This is a genomic window from Staphylococcus cohnii species complex 1663 (assembly GCF_041008415.1).
GTDB lineage: Bacteria > Bacillota > Bacilli > Staphylococcales > Staphylococcaceae > Staphylococcus > Staphylococcus ureilyticus.
Genome location: NZ_JBFDVL010000010.1, coordinates 1 through 17,924 on the forward strand (window position 1 = coordinate 1; position 17,924 = coordinate 17,924).

16 protein-coding genes are annotated in these 17,924 nt (G+C 32.9%); 11 read left to right on the forward strand and 5 right to left on the reverse strand.

The annotated features are described in order from the left end of the window. Positions 1-208: 208 nt before the first annotated feature. Entirely contained in the window at positions 209-598 is a 390-nt protein-coding gene (locus tag AB1J10_RS11215) for a YisL family protein (protein ID WP_046208041.1), read from the forward strand. A 63-nt stretch (positions 599-661) separates the two neighbouring features. Here AB1J10_RS11215 and AB1J10_RS11220 read toward each other — a convergent pair whose 3' ends face one another. After that, on the reverse strand, positions 662-1,984 hold the full coding sequence (locus tag AB1J10_RS11220) for a CoA-disulfide reductase (protein WP_070038097.1): 1,323 nt from the start codon (positions 1,982-1,984) through the stop codon (positions 662-664). 28 nt (positions 1,985-2,012) lie between these two features. Next, complete coding sequence (locus AB1J10_RS11225) at positions 2,013-2,855, reverse strand: Cof-type HAD-IIB family hydrolase (RefSeq protein WP_070038095.1); 843 nt, start codon at positions 2,853-2,855, stop codon at positions 2,013-2,015. 113 nt (positions 2,856-2,968) lie between these two features. Between AB1J10_RS11225 and AB1J10_RS11230 the strand changes: the two genes are divergently transcribed. After that, positions 2,969-3,277: a metal-sulfur cluster assembly factor gene (locus AB1J10_RS11230; RefSeq protein ID WP_019469047.1), complete on the forward strand. Its 309-nt coding sequence runs from the start codon at positions 2,969-2,971 to the stop codon at positions 3,275-3,277. Between the two features lie 231 nt (positions 3,278-3,508). Further along, positions 3,509-5,332, forward strand: coding sequence for an acyltransferase family protein (locus AB1J10_RS11235; RefSeq protein WP_070038093.1), 1,824 nt, complete (start codon positions 3,509-3,511; stop codon positions 5,330-5,332). Between the two features lie 171 nt (positions 5,333-5,503). Here the strand turns inward: AB1J10_RS11235 and AB1J10_RS11240 are convergent, their stop codons facing one another. Beyond that, a complete protein-coding gene (locus AB1J10_RS11240; protein ID WP_064209435.1) occupies positions 5,504-5,923 on the reverse strand; it encodes a nuclear transport factor 2 family protein in 420 nt (139 codons plus the stop codon). A 318-nt stretch (positions 5,924-6,241) separates the two neighbouring features. Here AB1J10_RS11240 and clpB point away from each other — a divergent pair, with 318 nt between their 5' ends. Next, positions 6,242-8,851 carry an ATP-dependent chaperone ClpB gene (clpB, locus tag AB1J10_RS11245; RefSeq protein WP_064209434.1) on the forward strand — a complete coding sequence of 870 codons (2,610 nt, stop codon included), beginning with the start codon at positions 6,242-6,244 and terminating at the stop codon, positions 8,849-8,851. Between the two features lie 255 nt (positions 8,852-9,106). On the opposite strand, the gene AB1J10_RS11250 is transcribed toward clpB, so the two are convergent. Then, positions 9,107-9,301, reverse strand: coding sequence for a YjzD family protein (locus tag AB1J10_RS11250; RefSeq protein ID WP_046208047.1), 195 nt, complete (start codon positions 9,299-9,301; stop codon positions 9,107-9,109). A gap of 230 nt (positions 9,302-9,531) precedes the next feature. On the opposite strand from AB1J10_RS11250, the gene AB1J10_RS11255 reads away from it, so the two are divergent. The 3 genes from AB1J10_RS11255 (at position 9,532) to AB1J10_RS11265 (ending at position 13,224) form a co-directional block, all read left to right on the forward strand. After that, the gene (locus AB1J10_RS11255; protein WP_040030149.1) at positions 9,532-10,473 is read left to right on the forward strand and encodes a beta-ketoacyl-ACP synthase III; all 942 of its coding nucleotides are present in this window, start codon (positions 9,532-9,534) and stop codon (positions 10,471-10,473) included. 11 nt (positions 10,474-10,484) lie between these two features. After that, positions 10,485-11,729: a beta-ketoacyl-ACP synthase II gene (gene fabF / locus AB1J10_RS11260; protein WP_070038090.1), complete on the forward strand. Its 1,245-nt coding sequence runs from the start codon at positions 10,485-10,487 to the stop codon at positions 11,727-11,729. A gap of 244 nt (positions 11,730-11,973) precedes the next feature. Then, positions 11,974-13,224 carry an MFS transporter gene (locus AB1J10_RS11265; RefSeq protein ID WP_064209432.1) on the forward strand — a complete coding sequence of 417 codons (1,251 nt, stop codon included), beginning with the start codon at positions 11,974-11,976 and terminating at the stop codon, positions 13,222-13,224. Between the two features lie 36 nt (positions 13,225-13,260). Here the strand turns inward: AB1J10_RS11265 and AB1J10_RS11270 are convergent, their stop codons facing one another. Beyond that, entirely contained in the window at positions 13,261-13,635 is a 375-nt protein-coding gene (locus tag AB1J10_RS11270; RefSeq protein WP_064209431.1) for a DUF3899 domain-containing protein, read from the reverse strand. 245 nt (positions 13,636-13,880) lie between these two features. On the opposite strand from AB1J10_RS11270, the gene opp3b reads away from it, so the two are divergent. From opp3b to AB1J10_RS11290, 4 genes are read left to right on the forward strand one after another with little or no spacing between them, the layout of a single operon-like run. Then, positions 13,881-14,807: an oligopeptide ABC transporter permease gene (opp3b, locus tag AB1J10_RS11275; protein ID WP_064209430.1), complete on the forward strand. Its 927-nt coding sequence runs from the start codon at positions 13,881-13,883 to the stop codon at positions 14,805-14,807. Then, on the forward strand, positions 14,807-15,874 hold the full coding sequence (gene opp3C / locus AB1J10_RS11280) for an oligopeptide ABC transporter permease (protein WP_046208052.1): 1,068 nt from the start codon (positions 14,807-14,809) through the stop codon (positions 15,872-15,874). Before opp3b ends, opp3C begins: the two co-directional genes overlap by 1 nt. A gap of 17 nt (positions 15,875-15,891) precedes the next feature. Continuing rightward, positions 15,892-16,977 (forward strand): ABC transporter ATP-binding protein, encoded by a 1,086-nt coding sequence (locus tag AB1J10_RS11285; RefSeq protein WP_046208053.1) that lies wholly within the window; start codon positions 15,892-15,894, stop codon positions 16,975-16,977. After that, positions 16,967-17,908, forward strand: coding sequence for an ABC transporter ATP-binding protein (locus AB1J10_RS11290; protein ID WP_150822840.1), 942 nt, complete (start codon positions 16,967-16,969; stop codon positions 17,906-17,908). The genes AB1J10_RS11285 and AB1J10_RS11290 overlap by 11 nt, the downstream gene beginning before the upstream one ends. Positions 17,909-17,924 lie beyond the last annotated feature (16 nt).

Genomic DNA, 17,924 nt, shown 5'->3' on the forward strand with positions numbered 1-17,924 from the left:
AATTATAATAAGTTAGCCTAATTTTTTTGATACAAAGTAATGATGTTGCTATAAATTGAAAATGAAGATAAAATGTGAAGTGCAGAACTTTTTTTGAAAAATATTTACTTTTTCAGTATGATTAAAAAAGTACGCTTTTAATTTTATAATTAAAAGTAACAATGTATTGATATTTTTATAAAGTAAAAATAGTGTGGGGGTATTAAATATGTTACATATGCATATTGCAAGTTGGGTATTGCTAATTATCTTGTTTTTCGCTGCTTATTTTAATTTCTCAGAAAAGCAAGGTGCGACACCTTATTTTAAACCAATTCATATGTTATTAAGGTTATTCATGGTTTTAGTCTTAATTTCAGGATTCTGGATTTGGATTCAAGCATTTGGTGATGGAAATTCAGGCGGGCACATGTTATTAACATTGAAAATGATTTGTGGTGTGGCTGTCGTAGCATTAATGGAAGTTACAGTTACAAAACGAAAAAAAGGACAAGCAAGTCATGGTATGATGTGGAGCACAATTGCAGTTATTATAATCACTATCATTATTGGGGTTATTTTACCGCAAGGCCCAATCACACAAATGTTTGGTATGTAATATAAAAAGCGGAGACATTAAGCTGTCTCCGCTTTTTATTTTCACGTATTAAATTAGCTGAAATTATTTGTTGCGCGCTTTATAACCAATCATATTGATGATATCTTTTGGTCGACTATAAGGCGGGGCATAGGAAACTTCGAACTCAGTAAGTTCATCTATTGTCAACTTATGCAACATTGCCATAGATAAAACATCTATACGTTTATCTGCACCATTTTTTCCTACTGCGGCAGCTCGAATAATGCGTCTGCTTGATTTATCGAAATAAACACGTAAATGTAACTTAGTATTTCCTGGGTAATAGCCCGCGTGTTCTCCTTGGTTAGCTTCTACCATTTCGTAATCAAAGTTATCTAATTCTTGTGGTGTTACGCCAACGCTGGCAAACGTATAATCAAAGAATTTTACAATATTTGCACCCAAGTAACCTTTAAAGTGTATAGATGCATTACCAGCTAGTTGTTCTGCTATAATACTCGCTGCTCTATGAGCACCCCATGCTAATGGTACGTGTGCATTTAAGTCCACATGACGATAATGTGAAGTAATAATATCACCTAAAGCATAAATGTTTTCAATGTTAGTTTGGAACTGATCGTTTACTGGAATATAACCCTTACTGTCTAAACTTACATTTGATGATTGAATAAATTCGGAATTAGGTTTTACTCCAACCCCTTCAATAATCAAATCATAGTTTTCAACTTTACCAGATTTGAAATGAACTGTATTACCATCCACTGATTGAATTTCTTCATTTAAACGATAATTGATATCTCTCGCTTCCATTTCATCAAAAATGGGTTGATTCATATCGCTATCCATTAACTTGTTCACATGAGTTGAACGGTGTATCAATGTGCTTTCGATACCTCTATGGTGTAAATTGTCTAATATTTCTAAACCTATATATCCTGCACCAACGACAAGGGCAGTTTTAACGTTTTGGTGTTCTATAAATTTTTCAATGGCATCAGTATCTTCCATATTTCTTAATGTAAAACTGATATCACTGTTTAAGTTTAAAGTATTCGCACTGCACCCTGGACTTAAAATTAAAGTGTCATAATCTTCTTCAAACGTTGTATTGTCACGTTTATTATAAACAGTAATTGTTTGCGCTTTGTCATTAATTGCAGTTACCTCGTGATAAGGTTTAACAACAATTTTTTTAGAATCATAGAAAGACTCGGGTGTAGCTTCTAATACTTTGTCTCTTGAATCTACGACATTTCCTAAATAATAAGGTAGTGCACAGTTAGCAAAACTCATATCTCTATCTTTTTCAAAAACAGTTATTTCACTCTCATGGTCTAGTCTTCTGATTTGGCTAGCAACGGTTGCACCTCCAGCAACAGCACCCACCACTACAATTTTATTCATAGTATATTGCCCCCTATAAATTTAGTGTTTAAATATGTGATTCTACTACTGTTTCATACGATATATTTAAATGAAAGAAATCGTTTAAATAGCGACCAATGCCATCTTCATTATTTGAATAAGTCACATGATTGGCTACATGTTTTAGTTCATCTAAACCATTTCCCATAGCAATACCATGTTTGGCATATTTTATCATTTCTAAGTCATTATCTTCATCGCCGAATGCAATAATATGGTTTCTGTCTACATCTAAAAAAGTTTTCACATAATCTATGCCTCTAGCTTTACTAATTCCTTGTTTTACGATTTCGATTACTGGGAAAGGTGAGCCCCATCTTCGGTGTTCAATATTTTCTGCATAGAAACGGGTTAGCATTTGTTTGATTCTAGGAATCATAAATTCTTCAGCTTCAACTAAAATGGAAGTAGGCGATTCATTTAAGGAGTAAAGTAAGTCACCAGTTTCAATTTTAGGATTTCCCATTGAAAAACCGTCGAATAATTTTTGGTCAAAATTATTTAAAAAAACATAATCTTTTACTTCAGCAATAATGTTGGAGACACCAAAGTTGTTCAGTGATTGAATGATCTCATGTGATAAGTCTAAATCCAGTACTTCATGTTTATTTTGGAAATGATCATCTTTTGGATGGTGAACGAATGCACCATTAAAGTTAACTACAGGAGTATCCATATTTAGTTCATGGTAATAAATTTGACTGGCTCTGTATGGTCTGCCTGTTGCTATCATTAGTTTGTGTCCTTGCTTTTGCAATGTAGTTAAAACCTTTTTTGTATAAGGTGTAATTTTCTTGTCATCGTTTAATAGTGTTCCGTCTAAGTCTAAACAAATTAAATAAGAACTCATGTAAATCTCCTTTGAATTTAATAAATGATGTATGAACATCATAGCATTTTATTGGCGTTTTGTAAGATATTTGATATATTGTTAGTATGATTAAATACGAAGAGGTGAAAAGTATGGACGAAGGATTAAAAGATAGCATACTAAATGCTTTAGAGATGGTCATAGACCCTGAGTTAGGAATCGATATTGTAAACTTAGGTTTAGTATATAACGTAGATGTTGATGATGAAGGTTTATGTACAGTGGAAATGACGTTAACTTCTATGGGTTGTCCGCTTGGACCGCAAATTATGAACCAAGTAAAAATGGTCTTAGCAGAAATTCCAGAGATTTCAGATACAGAAGTAAATATTGTTTGGAGTCCACCATGGAGTAAAGAAATGATGTCACGCTATGCAAAAATAGCGCTAGGCATAGGTTAATATATAGATTAGAGAACTAGTTTAAGTAACAATGCGATGAGATACGTATTGCTAACTTAAGCTAGTTTTTTTATTTAAACAACATATACCCACTTTGTGTCAGGCTATTTTAAAATTATTTATTTCTATCGCTCAATTCATTAAAATAATTGCAGTTGTATTACATTAGTATTACAATGGCTAGGTGAATAAAATAGATGTTTATGTAATTTTAGGAAAGTTTGTGGGAAAATGAACAATAATCTTGAAAATTGTCGTGTGAAACGTAGCACGCGATACATGCCAGGTTTAGATGGTTTAAGGGCAATTGCAGTGATTGGTATTATTATTTACCATCTAAATAAGCAATGGTTAACCGGTGGATTTTTAGGTGTTGATACATTTTTTGTTATTTCGGGATATTTAATTACTAGTTTACTGTTAAATGAATATGAAGAAACAGGGATAATTAATTTAAAAAACTTTTGGATACGACGATTTAAAAGATTGATACCTGCAGTATTAACTTTAGTATTTGTTGTCATTGTGGTAACACTGGTATTAAAACCAGACGAAATTATTAATATTAAAAAAGATGCAATAGCAGCAATTTTTTACTTTTCAAATTGGTGGTACATCGCTACAGATGTCAATTATTTTGAACAATTTGCTTTCATGCCATTAAAACATTTGTGGTCTTTAGCAATTGAAGAGCAATTTTACATAGTTTTTCCAATTCTTTTTATATTCCTTTTATTAGCTTTTAAAAAATATCGTAATGTTGTTTTGATATTTTGGATTATTTCGTTAATTTCTTTACTAGTGATGATAAGCATTTCACAACCACATATGTCTCATTCTCGAGTTTATTTTGGTACAGATACAAGACTTCAAACTATGTTATTAGGCGTCATATTAGCGTTTTTATGGCCTCCGTTCAAGTTGAAAAAACATCCGAAAAAGACATTAACGCATATCATAGATGGTATTGGTGTTTTTGGTATTTTCATCTTGCTTTTACTTTTTTATAAAGTTAATGATAATAGCGATTGGATTTATAATGGTGGTTTTTATTTAATATCTGTAATGACATTATTTGTCATAATGAGTGTTGTTCATCCATCAGGTTACTTTGCTAAAGTCATAGGAAATCCTATTTTTGTTATGATAGGTAAAAGGTCCTATAGCTTATATTTATGGCATTTTCCAGTGATTAGTTTTGTACATTCATATTATGTTGATGGACAATTACCGAGTTATGTGTACTTATTAGATATCATATTGACAATTATTTTAGCAGAATTATCGTATCGTTATATTGAAACGCCTTTTAGAAAAAAAGGTTTCAAAGCACTTTCTATAAAATTAAACAAAAAAATACCATTAGTGAGAACAGCTATTTTATTAATTTTTATGATTCCAAGTTTATTTGTTTTAGCTGGTAGCTTTGATAAATTAGGGAAAGATATGGTTTCAGATAAAAAAACTACGTTTAAGACTAATGAATTTGATAAACAAATAGTGAGGCCTATACCAATTGATGATGTAAACTTTTTTGGTAAATCAAATGCTAAAAAAACCTCCAAATCAGAAGTTTTTACAAATATTAAACCACTGCTCATTGGTGACTCAGTGATGGTTGATATTGGTGAGAATTTTAAAAAAAGGGTGCCCAATGCACAAATTGATGGTGAGGTTGGTCGTAATCTTTACGATGTCGCTCCACTTGTAGAAAAACATTATCATTCGTTTAATAAAAAATCAGATAAAATTGTACTAGAGCTTGGTACAAATGGAGATTTTAGTAAAGAACAATTAGATACGTTAATCAATAAATTCGGGAATGCTCAAATTTATTTAGTGAATACGAGAGTTCCGAGAAGTTATGAAGGCCATGTGAATAAATTGATGACAGATGCTGCAAACACACACAAGAATGTAACGCTTGTTGATTGGTACAAACGCTCTGAAAATCATACAGAATACTTTGCACCAGATGGTATTCATTTAGAACCAAAAGGTGTAGAGGCATTGACGGATGAAATTTTAAAACATATAGCTAGCAATGCAAAATAAATTAAAAACTTAGAGAAATATGAAATCAATGAAGCTTAACTAACAAGTAAACGCCAATTTTTGTTAAAATTGGCGTTTACTTTGCTTTTGAACATCTATAAAGAAAACTGTCATTTGAAGATGTACTTTAAATGGCATATATTTACCATTGATGAATTAGCATAGATGATATTAATATTTTCTATCTTGTTTCTTGATTGGGTAATCGTTTGCGCTCATATCCCTTCTAGTCATGAGTCCATGGCTATTAAATTCCCAATGTTCATTACCATGGGTACGCATCCATTGAGTTGTTGAAGCATCATACCATTCATACTCAAATCTAACTGAAATACGGTTATCGGTGTAACACCATAATTCTTTCATCAATTTGTAATGAAGTTCTTTATTCCATTTTCTATATAAAAAAGATTTGATTGCTTCTCGACCTTCAAAAAACTCATTACGATTTCTCCATTGTGAATCAAGTGTATAAGCGAGACATACTTTTTCAGGATCTCTAGTATTCCATGCATCTTCCGCCAATTTAACTTTTTCTAAAGCTGTCTGTTTATTAAACGGCGGCGTTGGCTTTTTGATTACATCTTTCATATAGATAACCTCCAATCTTGTATATTTACAATAATGCTAACATAGCTTTAAAGTAATGAGGAATGTCCTATTGTTGAAAATATAAATATTGCTATAGAATTTAATAGCTTTATATTATTTATCTAGATGTTTTAACATATATGTATCTGGTAAAAGTTATGATATAGTAAGCGTTCAAAACTTATAAAAAATAATTGAAAAACCAACCCTTTATTGTTGATTATTGCCGAGTAGCGTAATATAATATAAATAAGGTCAAAGAAAGTCAAAGTCAAACTTACTTTATTGATCAATCATTAAATGGTGAGGTGAATCAATTTGGATATCAATCAAATGACCTATGCAGTCCAAAGTACATTACAAAATGCTATTGAACTGGCTAAAATAAATGAAAATCAAAATATTGAAATTGAAGCTGTATTATCAGCGGCATTAACAGAAAGTGAAAGTTTATTTAAAAGTATTTTTGATAGAGCACATATAGACACTGATAAATTAGATCAATCATATAAAGAAAAGCTTAAAAAATATCCATCCGTTCAAGGAGATAATGTCCAATATGGCCAATATATAAGCCAAAATGCTAACAATTTATTAAATAAAGCTGAATCTTATATGAAAAAATATGAAGATGAATATATATCTATGGAACACATCGTATTAGCTGCTATTGATATAGATGATACGACTAAACAATTTGTAGCAAATAAAAAAGAAGTTATTGAAGAAATTATTAAAAAAGTTAGAGGAGGCAATCACGTGACATCACAAAATCCAGAAGCAAATTATGAAGCTTTAGAAAAATACGGTCGTGACTTAGTTGAAGAAGTACGTCAAGGAAATATGGACCCTGTCATTGGTCGAGACGAAGAAATTCGTAATTCAATCCGTATATTAAGTAGAAAAACTAAAAATAATCCTGTTTTGATTGGTGAACCAGGTGTAGGTAAAACAGCAATCGTCGAAGGGTTAGCGCAACGTATCGTTCGTAAAGATGTGCCAGAATCATTGTTAGATAAAACAATTTTTGAACTTGATTTAAGTGCACTTGTGGCTGGAGCTAAATATCGAGGAGAATTCGAAGAAAGATTGAAAGCAGTACTTAAAGAAGTCAAAGACTCTGACGGCAGAATTATTTTGTTTATTGATGAAATTCATATGCTTGTAGGTGCTGGTAAAACTGAAGGGGCTATGGATGCAGGTAATATGCTTAAACCGATGTTAGCTCGTGGTGAACTACATTGTATTGGTGCGACTACATTAAATGAATATAGAGAATATATTGAAAAAGACTCAGCTTTAGAGCGTCGTTTCCAAAAAGTAAATGTTTCTGAGCCTAATGTAGAAGATACAATTTCTATCTTACGTGGTTTGAAAGAACGTTACGAAGTATATCACGGTGTTCGTATACAAGATAAAGCATTAGTAGCAGCAGCTGAATTATCAGATCGGTATATTACAGATCGATTCTTACCGGATAAGGCAATAGATTTAGTAGACCAAGCATGTGCGACGATACGTACTGAAATGGGCTCAAATCCAACAGAATTAGATCAAGTGAATCGTCGTGTTATGCAGCTGGAAATTGAAGAGTCGGCATTGAAAAATGAATCTGATAATGCTAGTAAACAGCGTTTACAAGAGCTACAAGAAGAATTAGCAAACGAAAAAGAAAAACAAAGTTCTATTCAATCACGTGTTGAAGAAGAAAAAGAAAAAATAGCTAAGTTGCAAGAGAAACGTTCAGAATTAGATGAAAATCGAAAAGCTTTAGAAGATGCTGAAAACAACTACAATTTAGAAAAAGCAGCGGAATTACAGCACGGTAAAATTCCACAATTAGAAAAAGAATTACGTGAACTAGAAGATGCTTTCCAAAATGAACAAAATGAAGACAATGACCGCATCATTCGTGAAATTGTTACCGATGAAGAAATTGGTGATATTGTTAGTTCTTGGACAGGCATTCCAGTATCAAAATTAGTTGAAACTGAAAGAGAAAAACTCTTGAACTTATCTGATATACTTCATGAACGTGTTGTGGGACAAGATAAGGCTGTAGATTTGGTTGCAGACGCAGTTGTCAGAGCACGTGCTGGAATTAAAGATCCTAACAGACCCATTGGCAGCTTCTTATTCCTAGGCCCAACTGGTGTGGGTAAAACAGAATTAGCGAAATCTTTAGCATCAACTTTATTTGATTCAGAAAAACATATGATTCGTATTGATATGAGTGAATATATGGAAAAACATTCTGTCTCACGTTTAATAGGTGCGCCTCCAGGTTATGTTGGACATGAAGAAGGCGGTCAACTGACTGAATCAGTACGACGTAATCCTTATTCAGTCATACTGTTAGACGAAATAGAAAAAGCACATTCAGATGTGTTCAATGTGTTGCTTCAAATATTAGAAGAAGGTCGTTTAACTGATTCACAAGGTCGAGAAGTAGACTTTAAAAATACAATAATTATCATGACGAGTAATATAGGTTCACAAATTTTATTAGAAAATGTAAAAGATACAGGTGTAATAACTGAATCAACAGAAAAAGCAGTTATGAATAGTTTAAATCAATACTTCAAACCTGAAATCATTAATCGTATGGATGATATCGTATTATTTAAACCATTATCTGTAAATGATATGAGTTTAATTGTTGATAAAATTTTAACACAATTAAACATTAGACTGATGGAACAACGTATTTCAATTGAAGTTTCTGACAAAGCTAAGACTTGGTTAGGTGAAGAAGCATATGAACCACAATTTGGTGCAAGACCACTTAAAAGATTTGTTCAAAGACAAATTGAAACACCACTTGCACGCAAAATGATTAGAGAAAATCTACCGGAAGGTACGTTAATAAAAATAGATTTATCTGATGATGGTTTAACATTTGAAGAAATTAAACCAGAAATGATATAAGAAGAAATAAATAGAAAATAGTGTTTGCGCATCATCGCTATTAAAATATGCCCATAAATGATTTGGAGAAATTCATTTATGGGCTACTATTATATTAATGTTGGATTAATTAAAAAGTTAGTACATTTAAAATCTTAGAAATTTTCTATAGCAAAAAGGCAATCTCTAAATTGAAAACTTAGAGATTGCCTTTTTAAATTCGTTCGAGATATTTTCGTTTCGAACGCTTCTTAAAAATGTGTATGCGATAAATAATTAGTGTTGTTCTTTCGTTTCATGCTTTGAAGGTTTAATAATCAAGTCAAATAATACGACAATGATTGTAAATACAATAGCACCAATAATAGGGGTAATCAAATTAAGTGCGCCCCCACCTGAAAGACTGTTAAGCACGAAATTTACCATTTGTAATAAGACAATAGACCAAAATAACACTGCGAGGTATTTCATTATGTAATGCCTCCAATTTAATATATATATACATTTATTATAAATAAGAATGTGATATTTGTATAGTAGTAAGTTATAAAGTGTAGATTTTAATTGTACTAATTTTCACTATAAATTATAATAATAAATGTGATTTTAATGAGTATACTAGGTGAAGTTCTTGTATTGGAATTATGTATTATGTTAAATTAATACCTGGTATTAAAAAATTATTAAGAAGGTGTACAACCATGAACGTGGGTATTAAAGGTTTCGGCGCATATGCGCCTGAAAAAGTAGTAGAGAATGCCTATTTTGAATCGTTTTTAGAAACTTCAGATGAATGGATTTCGAAAATGACAGGTATTAAAGAAAGAAGATGGGCTGATGAAGATGAAGAGACGTCTGATTTAGCTTATCAAGCAAGTGTTAAAGCTATTAATGATGCTGGTATTGAACCAACGGACATAGATATGATTATTGTTGCAACATCTACAGGAGATTTTCCATTTCCAACTGTGGCTAACATATTACAAGACAGACTTGGTATCGGAAAGGTTGCTTCTATGGATCAGTTAGCTGCATGTAGTGGTTTCATGTATGCAATGATTAACGCTAAACAATTCGTACAATCAGGCGATTATAAAAATATTTTAGTTGTAGGTGCAGATAAATTATCTAAAATCACAGATTACACAGACCGTTCAACCGCTATTTTATTTGGTGATGGTGCTGGTGCAGTCGTTATCGGCGAAGTGTCTGAAGGCCGAGGTATTTTAAGTTATGAACTTGGATCAGACGGTTCTGGAGGCGAATATTTATATTTAAATCCAGAAAATGGTAAGATATTTATGAATGGACGAGAAGTGTTTAAATTTGCTGTTAGAATCATGGGTGAAGCCTCTAATAATGCAGTTGCAAAAGCAAATTTAGAACCAAACGATATCGATATGTTTGTGCCTCATCAAGCGAATATTAGAATTATGGAATCTGCAAGAGAACGATTAGGTATACCTAAAGAAAAAATGAGCGTCTCAGTGGATAAATTTGGTAATACTTCTGCAGCTTCAATTCCATTAAGTATCGCACAAGAATTAGAAAATGGTAAAATTAAAGATGATGATGTTTTAGTACTAGTAGGATTCGGTGGCGGTCTTACTTGGGGTGCTGTAACAATAAGATGGGGAAAATAGGAGGATAATATATGAGTAAGGAACATCGTGTCGTCATTACTGGTATGGGTGTTTTATCACCAATCGGTAATGATGCAAAAACTTCATGGAAAAATGCACTAAATGGTGTTAGTGGTATAGATGAAATAACACGTATAGATACATCAGCATATAAAGTTCATTTAGCTGGTGAATTAAAAGACTTTGATATTGAAGATCATATAGATAAAAAAGAAGCGCGTCGTATGGATCGATTCACACAGTATGCAGTAGTCGCTGCAAGAGAAGCGGTTAAGGATGCAAAACTAAATATTAATGAAGATACAGCTAATAGAATTGGTGTTTGGATTGGCTCAGGTATCGGTGGCATGGAAACATTTGAATTATCACATAGCCAATTGCTAGAGCGTGGCCCTAGACGTGTCAGTCCTTTCTTTGTTCCGATGTTAATTCCTGATATGGCTACAGGCCAAGTATCTATTGATTTAGGTGCAAAAGGGCCGAATGGTGCTACGGTTACAGCATGTGCTACAGGTACAAACTCAATTGGAGAAGCTTTCAAGATTATCCAACGCGGTGATGCCGATGCTATGGTTACAGGTGGTACTGAAGCGCCAATTACACATATGGCAATCGCAGGCTTTAGCGCAAGCCGTGCTTTAACAACGAATGAAGATAAAGAAACAGCTTGTCGACCATTCCAAGAAGGCCGCGATGGCTTTGTAATGGGAGAAGGCGCAGGTATTGTTGTACTTGAATCTTTAGAGTCAGCCAAAGCACGTGGTGCAGAAATTTATGCTGAAGTAGTTGGTTATGGTTCAACAGGTGATGCTTATCATATTACAGCTCCAGCACCTGAAGGCGAAGGCGGCTCACGTGCGATGCAAGCAGCGATTGATGATGCAGGCATTGAGCCCCAAGATATTCAATATTTAAATGCTCATGGTACGAGTACGCCAGTTGGCGATTTGACTGAAATACAAGCGATTAAAAATACATTTGGTGAAGCAGCTAAAAATTTAAAAATTAGCTCTACAAAATCTATGACTGGTCACTTATTAGGTGCAACAGGTGGTTTAGAGGCCATTTTCTCTGCTTTATCTATTAGAGATGGCCGCATCGCGCCAACCATCCATGCTGAATCCCCAGACCCAGAGTGTGATTTAGACATTGTTCCAAATAAAGCTGAAGATTTAGATATTACTTACGCTATGAGTAATAGTTTAGGATTTGGTGGCCATAATGCCGTCCTTGTTTTGAAAAAATTTAACGACTAAATCATATGTAATGATAAAAGGCTGAGACAATTCATTTGTCCAGCCTTATTTATTTTGGCTGAAATTATTTAACAGATACGGAGTGATATGAATAAGCGATGATATCTATTGAAGATAGTTTTAATTTTTAAATAATATATATTTTAATAGTAAAATACATAATTAAATTTGATATATTGTATATTTATAGTGTGCACCTAGTGTATAATGTGCTTTATATTTACTTCAAAAGGAGGCAGTCAAGATGAAACGCTTTTCAACTTTGTCAACAACTTTGAAAACACGAATGATTGCAGATTTTATCTTGATTATAGCAAGTCAAGCCATCATGCCTTTTATAGCACTTTATTTAACGAGCAAGGTGAACGCAGTTTTTGCAGGGACATTTTTAATTATAAATATTATAGTGAGTTTTATAGTGTCTTTTTTAGGTGGATATTTAGGTGATAATTATAATAGGAAGAAAACGGTGAATTATATTCACTTTTTATATGCAATTTGCCTAATTATTCTAAGTATTACGGTTACTATGGACGGTACTGGTTTAGTTATATTTTGTATTGCTATTTTTGTTTTTCAATTATTATTTGCTGCAAGTGAACCCATATTTGAAGCGGCTATTATGGATGCTATATATGAAGATGTTAGGGCATATGTATATCAACTCAATTATTGGATGTTTAATATCGGTACAGCCATCGGTATGGCGTTAGGTGCATTATTATATTTGGGGCATAAACATTTATTATTTATTCTTTTCTTTGTCGCTATGTTAGTAAGTTGGTACTTATTTGAGAAGTATTATGATGTTAAACAAGTTATTAGTAAAAAGGGCGACGTTACGACTAAATTTAAACATTTTTTTGAAAGCTATCGAGATGTAGTTAAAGATAAATATTATATGATGCTAAATTTGGGCTATATGATGGTCATCATGGCTGAATTAAGTTTAAATTCTTATGTCGTGGTAAGGTTGAAAGATGCTTTTGAACCATTATCGATTTTAGGTTTTTATATAGATGGTGTCAGAATGTTTACGGTCATTATGATTATTAATACAGTAGTTGTCGCCACTTTAACATTTACTGTAAACAGAATTGTCGCAGCGACTTCGACTAGAATTGCATTTATGATTGGGATTGTCTTGTATACATTAGGATACAGTGTATTGACGTCTGCAACATCGTTTTGGATTTTATGCTTATTTTCAATTTTGGCTACTTTAGGGGAATTAATATATTCACCTATACAAAATGCACAACGCTTCTTGATGATTCCTGAAGATAAACGAAGTACGTATAGTACATTTGCAATGGTTTCATTTTACGGCGGAAATATTTTAGCACGTCTAGGACTTATTATTGGCGCATTTATATTACCGTGGATGATGTCTATCTACGTGGCAGTCATTGTTTTGTTGGGCTTTATCCTACTTTATTATGCACTTTTTTGTAATCCCAATATTGATAATCAACAGAAAAAAAGGCTGGATTAGTTATTGTTATTAAATACAATTACTAATCCAGCCTTTTTATATAGCAAATGATATTAAAATAGAGATAATGACATAAATGAGATTACAAAGAAAAGCAATTTTCACCCAAGATGAAACAATATAAATATCTTTTTTAGGTTTAGTAGGCTTAAAAAACGTATCATCTTCAAGCGAGCTTCTATGTTTCTTTCTCATCAATTGATATTTTAATCTTCTAAAACCAAAGCTTGTAGGATCTAAAACGCCTTCCTGCACAACCAAAATGATAAAAGAGAATATTGCTAAGAAGATAGAGACATAGAATATAATATTAATAAAGTTTATCCAATTATGGTTTGAAAATAACCATAAAATAAATGAAATTATAGGTGTAATAAGTAAAAATAATACGAGATGTTTTAAATATTTCATGTCGTTGCCCCCTAAAAAAGAATTAAATTAATTGTAACTTAAGTTAACTAAAAAATGAATAAAAATTACTATAAATTCGTTAACAACAGTATTTAATTAGAAGTTTAAAATTAATTAATTTTTAATTTCTTTAATAAAGTAAAGCAATAGAATATTGATTAAAATCTTAACTAAACGTATAATGTTATTAAATATTCTGAATATTGTGAAGGGAATGTTTAATTCGATTCAAAGGGGGATACAATATGCTTAAATATGTTTTAAAGCGATTGGGTTATATGTTTTTGTCATTATTCATTATCATTACCATTACTTTTTTCTTGATGAAACTTATGCCAGGTTCACCATTTAATGATGAAAAATTAAATGATGAACAAAAGCAAATTCTAAATGAAAAATATGGTTTGAATGACCCAGTACCAGTTCAGTATGCGAGTTATTTGAAGAATGTTGTTACGGGGGACTTTGGTAACTCATTCCAATATGATAACCAGCCAGTTTGGGATTTAATCAAACCAAGGTTATTACCATCTTTAGAAATGGGTTTAACAGCGATGGTGATTGGTGTCATACTCGGTCTGATTTTAGGGGTCATTGCGGCAGTCCGGCAAAACACCTGGGCTGACTATACAGCTACAGTAATTTCAGTTATAGCAGTATCGGTACCATCATTCGTCTTAGCTGTTTTATTACAATATGTATTTTCAGTAAGATTGCAATGGTTCCCAGTAGCAGGTTGGGAAGGTATTTCAACAGCAGTGTTACCATCTTTAGCACTATCAGCAGCAGTTTTAGCGACGGTAGCAAGATACATAAGAGCAGAAATGATAGAAGTGTTAAGTTCAGATTATATTTTACTTGCACGTGCCAAAGGTAATTCAACAATGAGAGTATTATTTGGACACGCATTAAGAAATGCCTTGATTCCAGTAATTACAATTATTGTGCCAATGTTGGCGAGTATATTAACAGGTACTTTGACAATTGAAAATATTTTTGGTGTGCCAGGGTTAGGGGATCAATTCGTAAGATCGATTACCACGAACGATTTCCCAGTAATTATGGCGACAACTATTTTATTCAGTACACTATTTATAGTTTCTATTTTCCTTGTAGATATATTATATGGTGTTATTGATCCACGTATACGTGTACAAGGAGGTAAAAAATAATGGCTGATAATAAAAATGAAAATTTAAATCAAGATTATTCAAATGCAGTTATGTCACATACCTCAGAAGCAATACCAGCATCAGATTTTATTAGAAGTAACAATGATATTGAAAAAGAGCCTGAAATACAGCGAGAAAGTAAAAACTTTTGGCAGGATGCATGGACACAATTAAAGCGTAATAAATTAGCGGTAGTTGGTATGATAGGGTTAATTATTATCATTATTTTAGCGTTAATTGGGCCATTATTTAGTGCGCATGACTATGCTGAACAAGATGTTGAAAGACGTAACTTACCAGCTAAAATACCTGTACTAGATCAAATTTCATTTTTACCATTTGATGGTGAAGGTGCTCAAGGTAAAGATGCCTATGAAGAAGCTGGAGTGAAAGAAAATTTCTGGTTTGGTACAGACCAATTAGGTAGAGATTTATGGTCACGTACTTGGCAAGGTGCACAAGTATCATTATTTATTGGTGTTGTTGCAGCATTGCTCGATATTTTTATAGGGGTCATTTATGGCGCGATTTCAGGATTTTTTGGAGGACGACTTGATAATGTGATGCAACGAATTATTGAAATTGTTGCGTCTATACCAACATTGATTGTTGTTATTTTATTCGTGTTAATCTTTGAACCATCTATATGGACGATTATATTAGCGATGGCAATCACAGGCTGGATTGGAATGAGTCGTGTTGTCAGAGGGGAATTCTTAAAATTAAAAGGCCAAGAATTTGTATTAGCTTCAAAAACATTAGGTGCATCTAAACTTAAATTAATATTTAAGCACATATTACCTAACACACTAGGAGTTATAGTTGTTACATCTATGTTTACAGTGCCGAATGCAATCTTCTTCGAAGCATTCCTAAGCTTTATTGGTATTGGAGTGCCAGCACCAAGAACATCACTTGGTTCACTTGTAAATGATGGTCGTGCAATGTTATTGATTCATCCACATGAATTATTTATTCCGGCTATTATTTTAAGTTTATTAATATTATTCTTCTATCTATTTAGTGATGGATTACGTGATGCATTTGATCCGAAAATGCGTAAATAAAAAGGGGGCAACATTTTATGTCAGAAAGAATATTAGAAGTTAACAATTTGCATGTTTCCTTTGATATTGACGCAGGGGAAGTGCAAGCAGTACGTGGCGTGGATTTCTTTCTAGATAAAGGAGAAACACTAGCGATTGTTGGTGAATCAGGTTCTGGGAAATCAGTGACAACAAAAGCTATTACGAAATTATTCCAAGGTGATACAGGGAGAATTAAAAAAGGTGTTATTAATTTCTTGGGTGAAGACTTAGCTCAAAAATCAGAAGAAGAGTTAATTAAATTACGAGGAAAAGATATTTCTATGATTTTTCAAGATCCGATGACTTCGCTTAATCCTACAATGAAAATAGGCAAGCAGGTTATGGAACCACTAATGAAACATAGAAATTACAATAAAGTAAATGCGAAAAAAAGAGCATTGGAAATATTAAACCTTGTCGGTTTACCAAACGCTGAAAAACGTTTTAATGCCTATCCACATCAATTTTCAGGGGGACAAAGACAGAGAATAGTCATTGCGACAGCACTTGCATGTGAGCCTAAAGTATTAATTGCTGATGAGCCAACTACTGCACTTGATGTAACGATGCAAGCTCAAATATTAGAATTGATGAGAGAGTTACAAAGTAAAATAAGTACTTCAATCGTTTTCATCACTCATGATTTAGGTGTTGTTGCTAATATAGCAGACAGAGTAGCTGTTATGTATGGTGGTCAAATGGTTGAAACAGGGGATGTAGATGAAATATTTTATGACCCTAAACACCCGTATACTTGGGGACTATTATCATCGATGCCTGATTTAACGACTGGTTCAGAAACAGAATTATTAGCTATTCCAGGTACACCACCAGATTTATTACACCCGCCTAAAGGAGATGCGTTTGCTGAACGTAGCCAATATGCATTAGATGTGGATTTTAAAACACCGCCACCATGGTTCAAAATATCTGATACACATTTTGTGAAATCTTGGTTACTTGACGAGCGTGCACCTCATGTTGAACCACCAGAAATGGTACAAAAACGTTTACGTAAGATGCCAAATAATTACGATAAACCGCAACAAGTAGAAAGGGTGGCGTTTGATGATGCAAAATAAAGACATACTTTTACAAGTGAAAAATGTTAAACAATATTTTAATGAAGGAAAGCGTAACGAAGTGCGTGCAGTTGAAAATATTTCATTTGATATTTATAAAGGGGAAACATTTGGATTAGTTGGTGAATCTGGTTGTGGAAAATCTACAACTGGTAAAGCTATTATTAAACTCAATGATATAACTGATGGAGAAATACTTTATGAAGGTATCGATATTCAAAAAATAAAAAACCGTAAAGATTCGTTGAAGTTTAATAAAAAGATGCAAATGATTTTCCAAGATCCGTATGCTTCATTAAACCCAAGGTTAAAAGTCATGGATATCGTAGCAGAGGGGATAGATATTCATAAGCTAGCTAGTGGGACAAAAGACCGAAAAAGAAGAGTGTACAATTTATTAGAAACAGTAGGTCTTAGCAAAGAACATGCCAATCGTTATCCACATGAATTCTCAGGCGGTCAAAGACAACGTATCGGTATTGCACGTGCATTAGCAGTAGAACCAGAATTTATTATTGCAGATGAGCCAATATCAGCGTTAGATGTGTCAATACAAGCCCAGGTCGTTAATTTGTTATTAAAGTTGCAAAGAGAACACAATATTACGTTTTTATTTATTGCCCATGACCTTTCAATGGTGAAATATATTTCAGACAGAATAGCAGTAATGCATTTTGGTAAAATTGTCGAATTAGGTTCTGCAGATGAAATATACAATCATCCGTTACATCCTTACACGAAATCATTGCTTTCAGCAGTACCACAACCGGATCCTGAAAGTGAACGTTCTCGAAAAAGAACAGTGTATAAAGAAGACACATCCAAAAATAATCAACGGTCATTAAATGAAATACAACCTGGCCATTTTGTATTTACTACGGATGAAGAAGCAGAAACATTAAAATCTCAAATGCAAGCACCATCAGTATAAGGGGAAGGGGGATTAA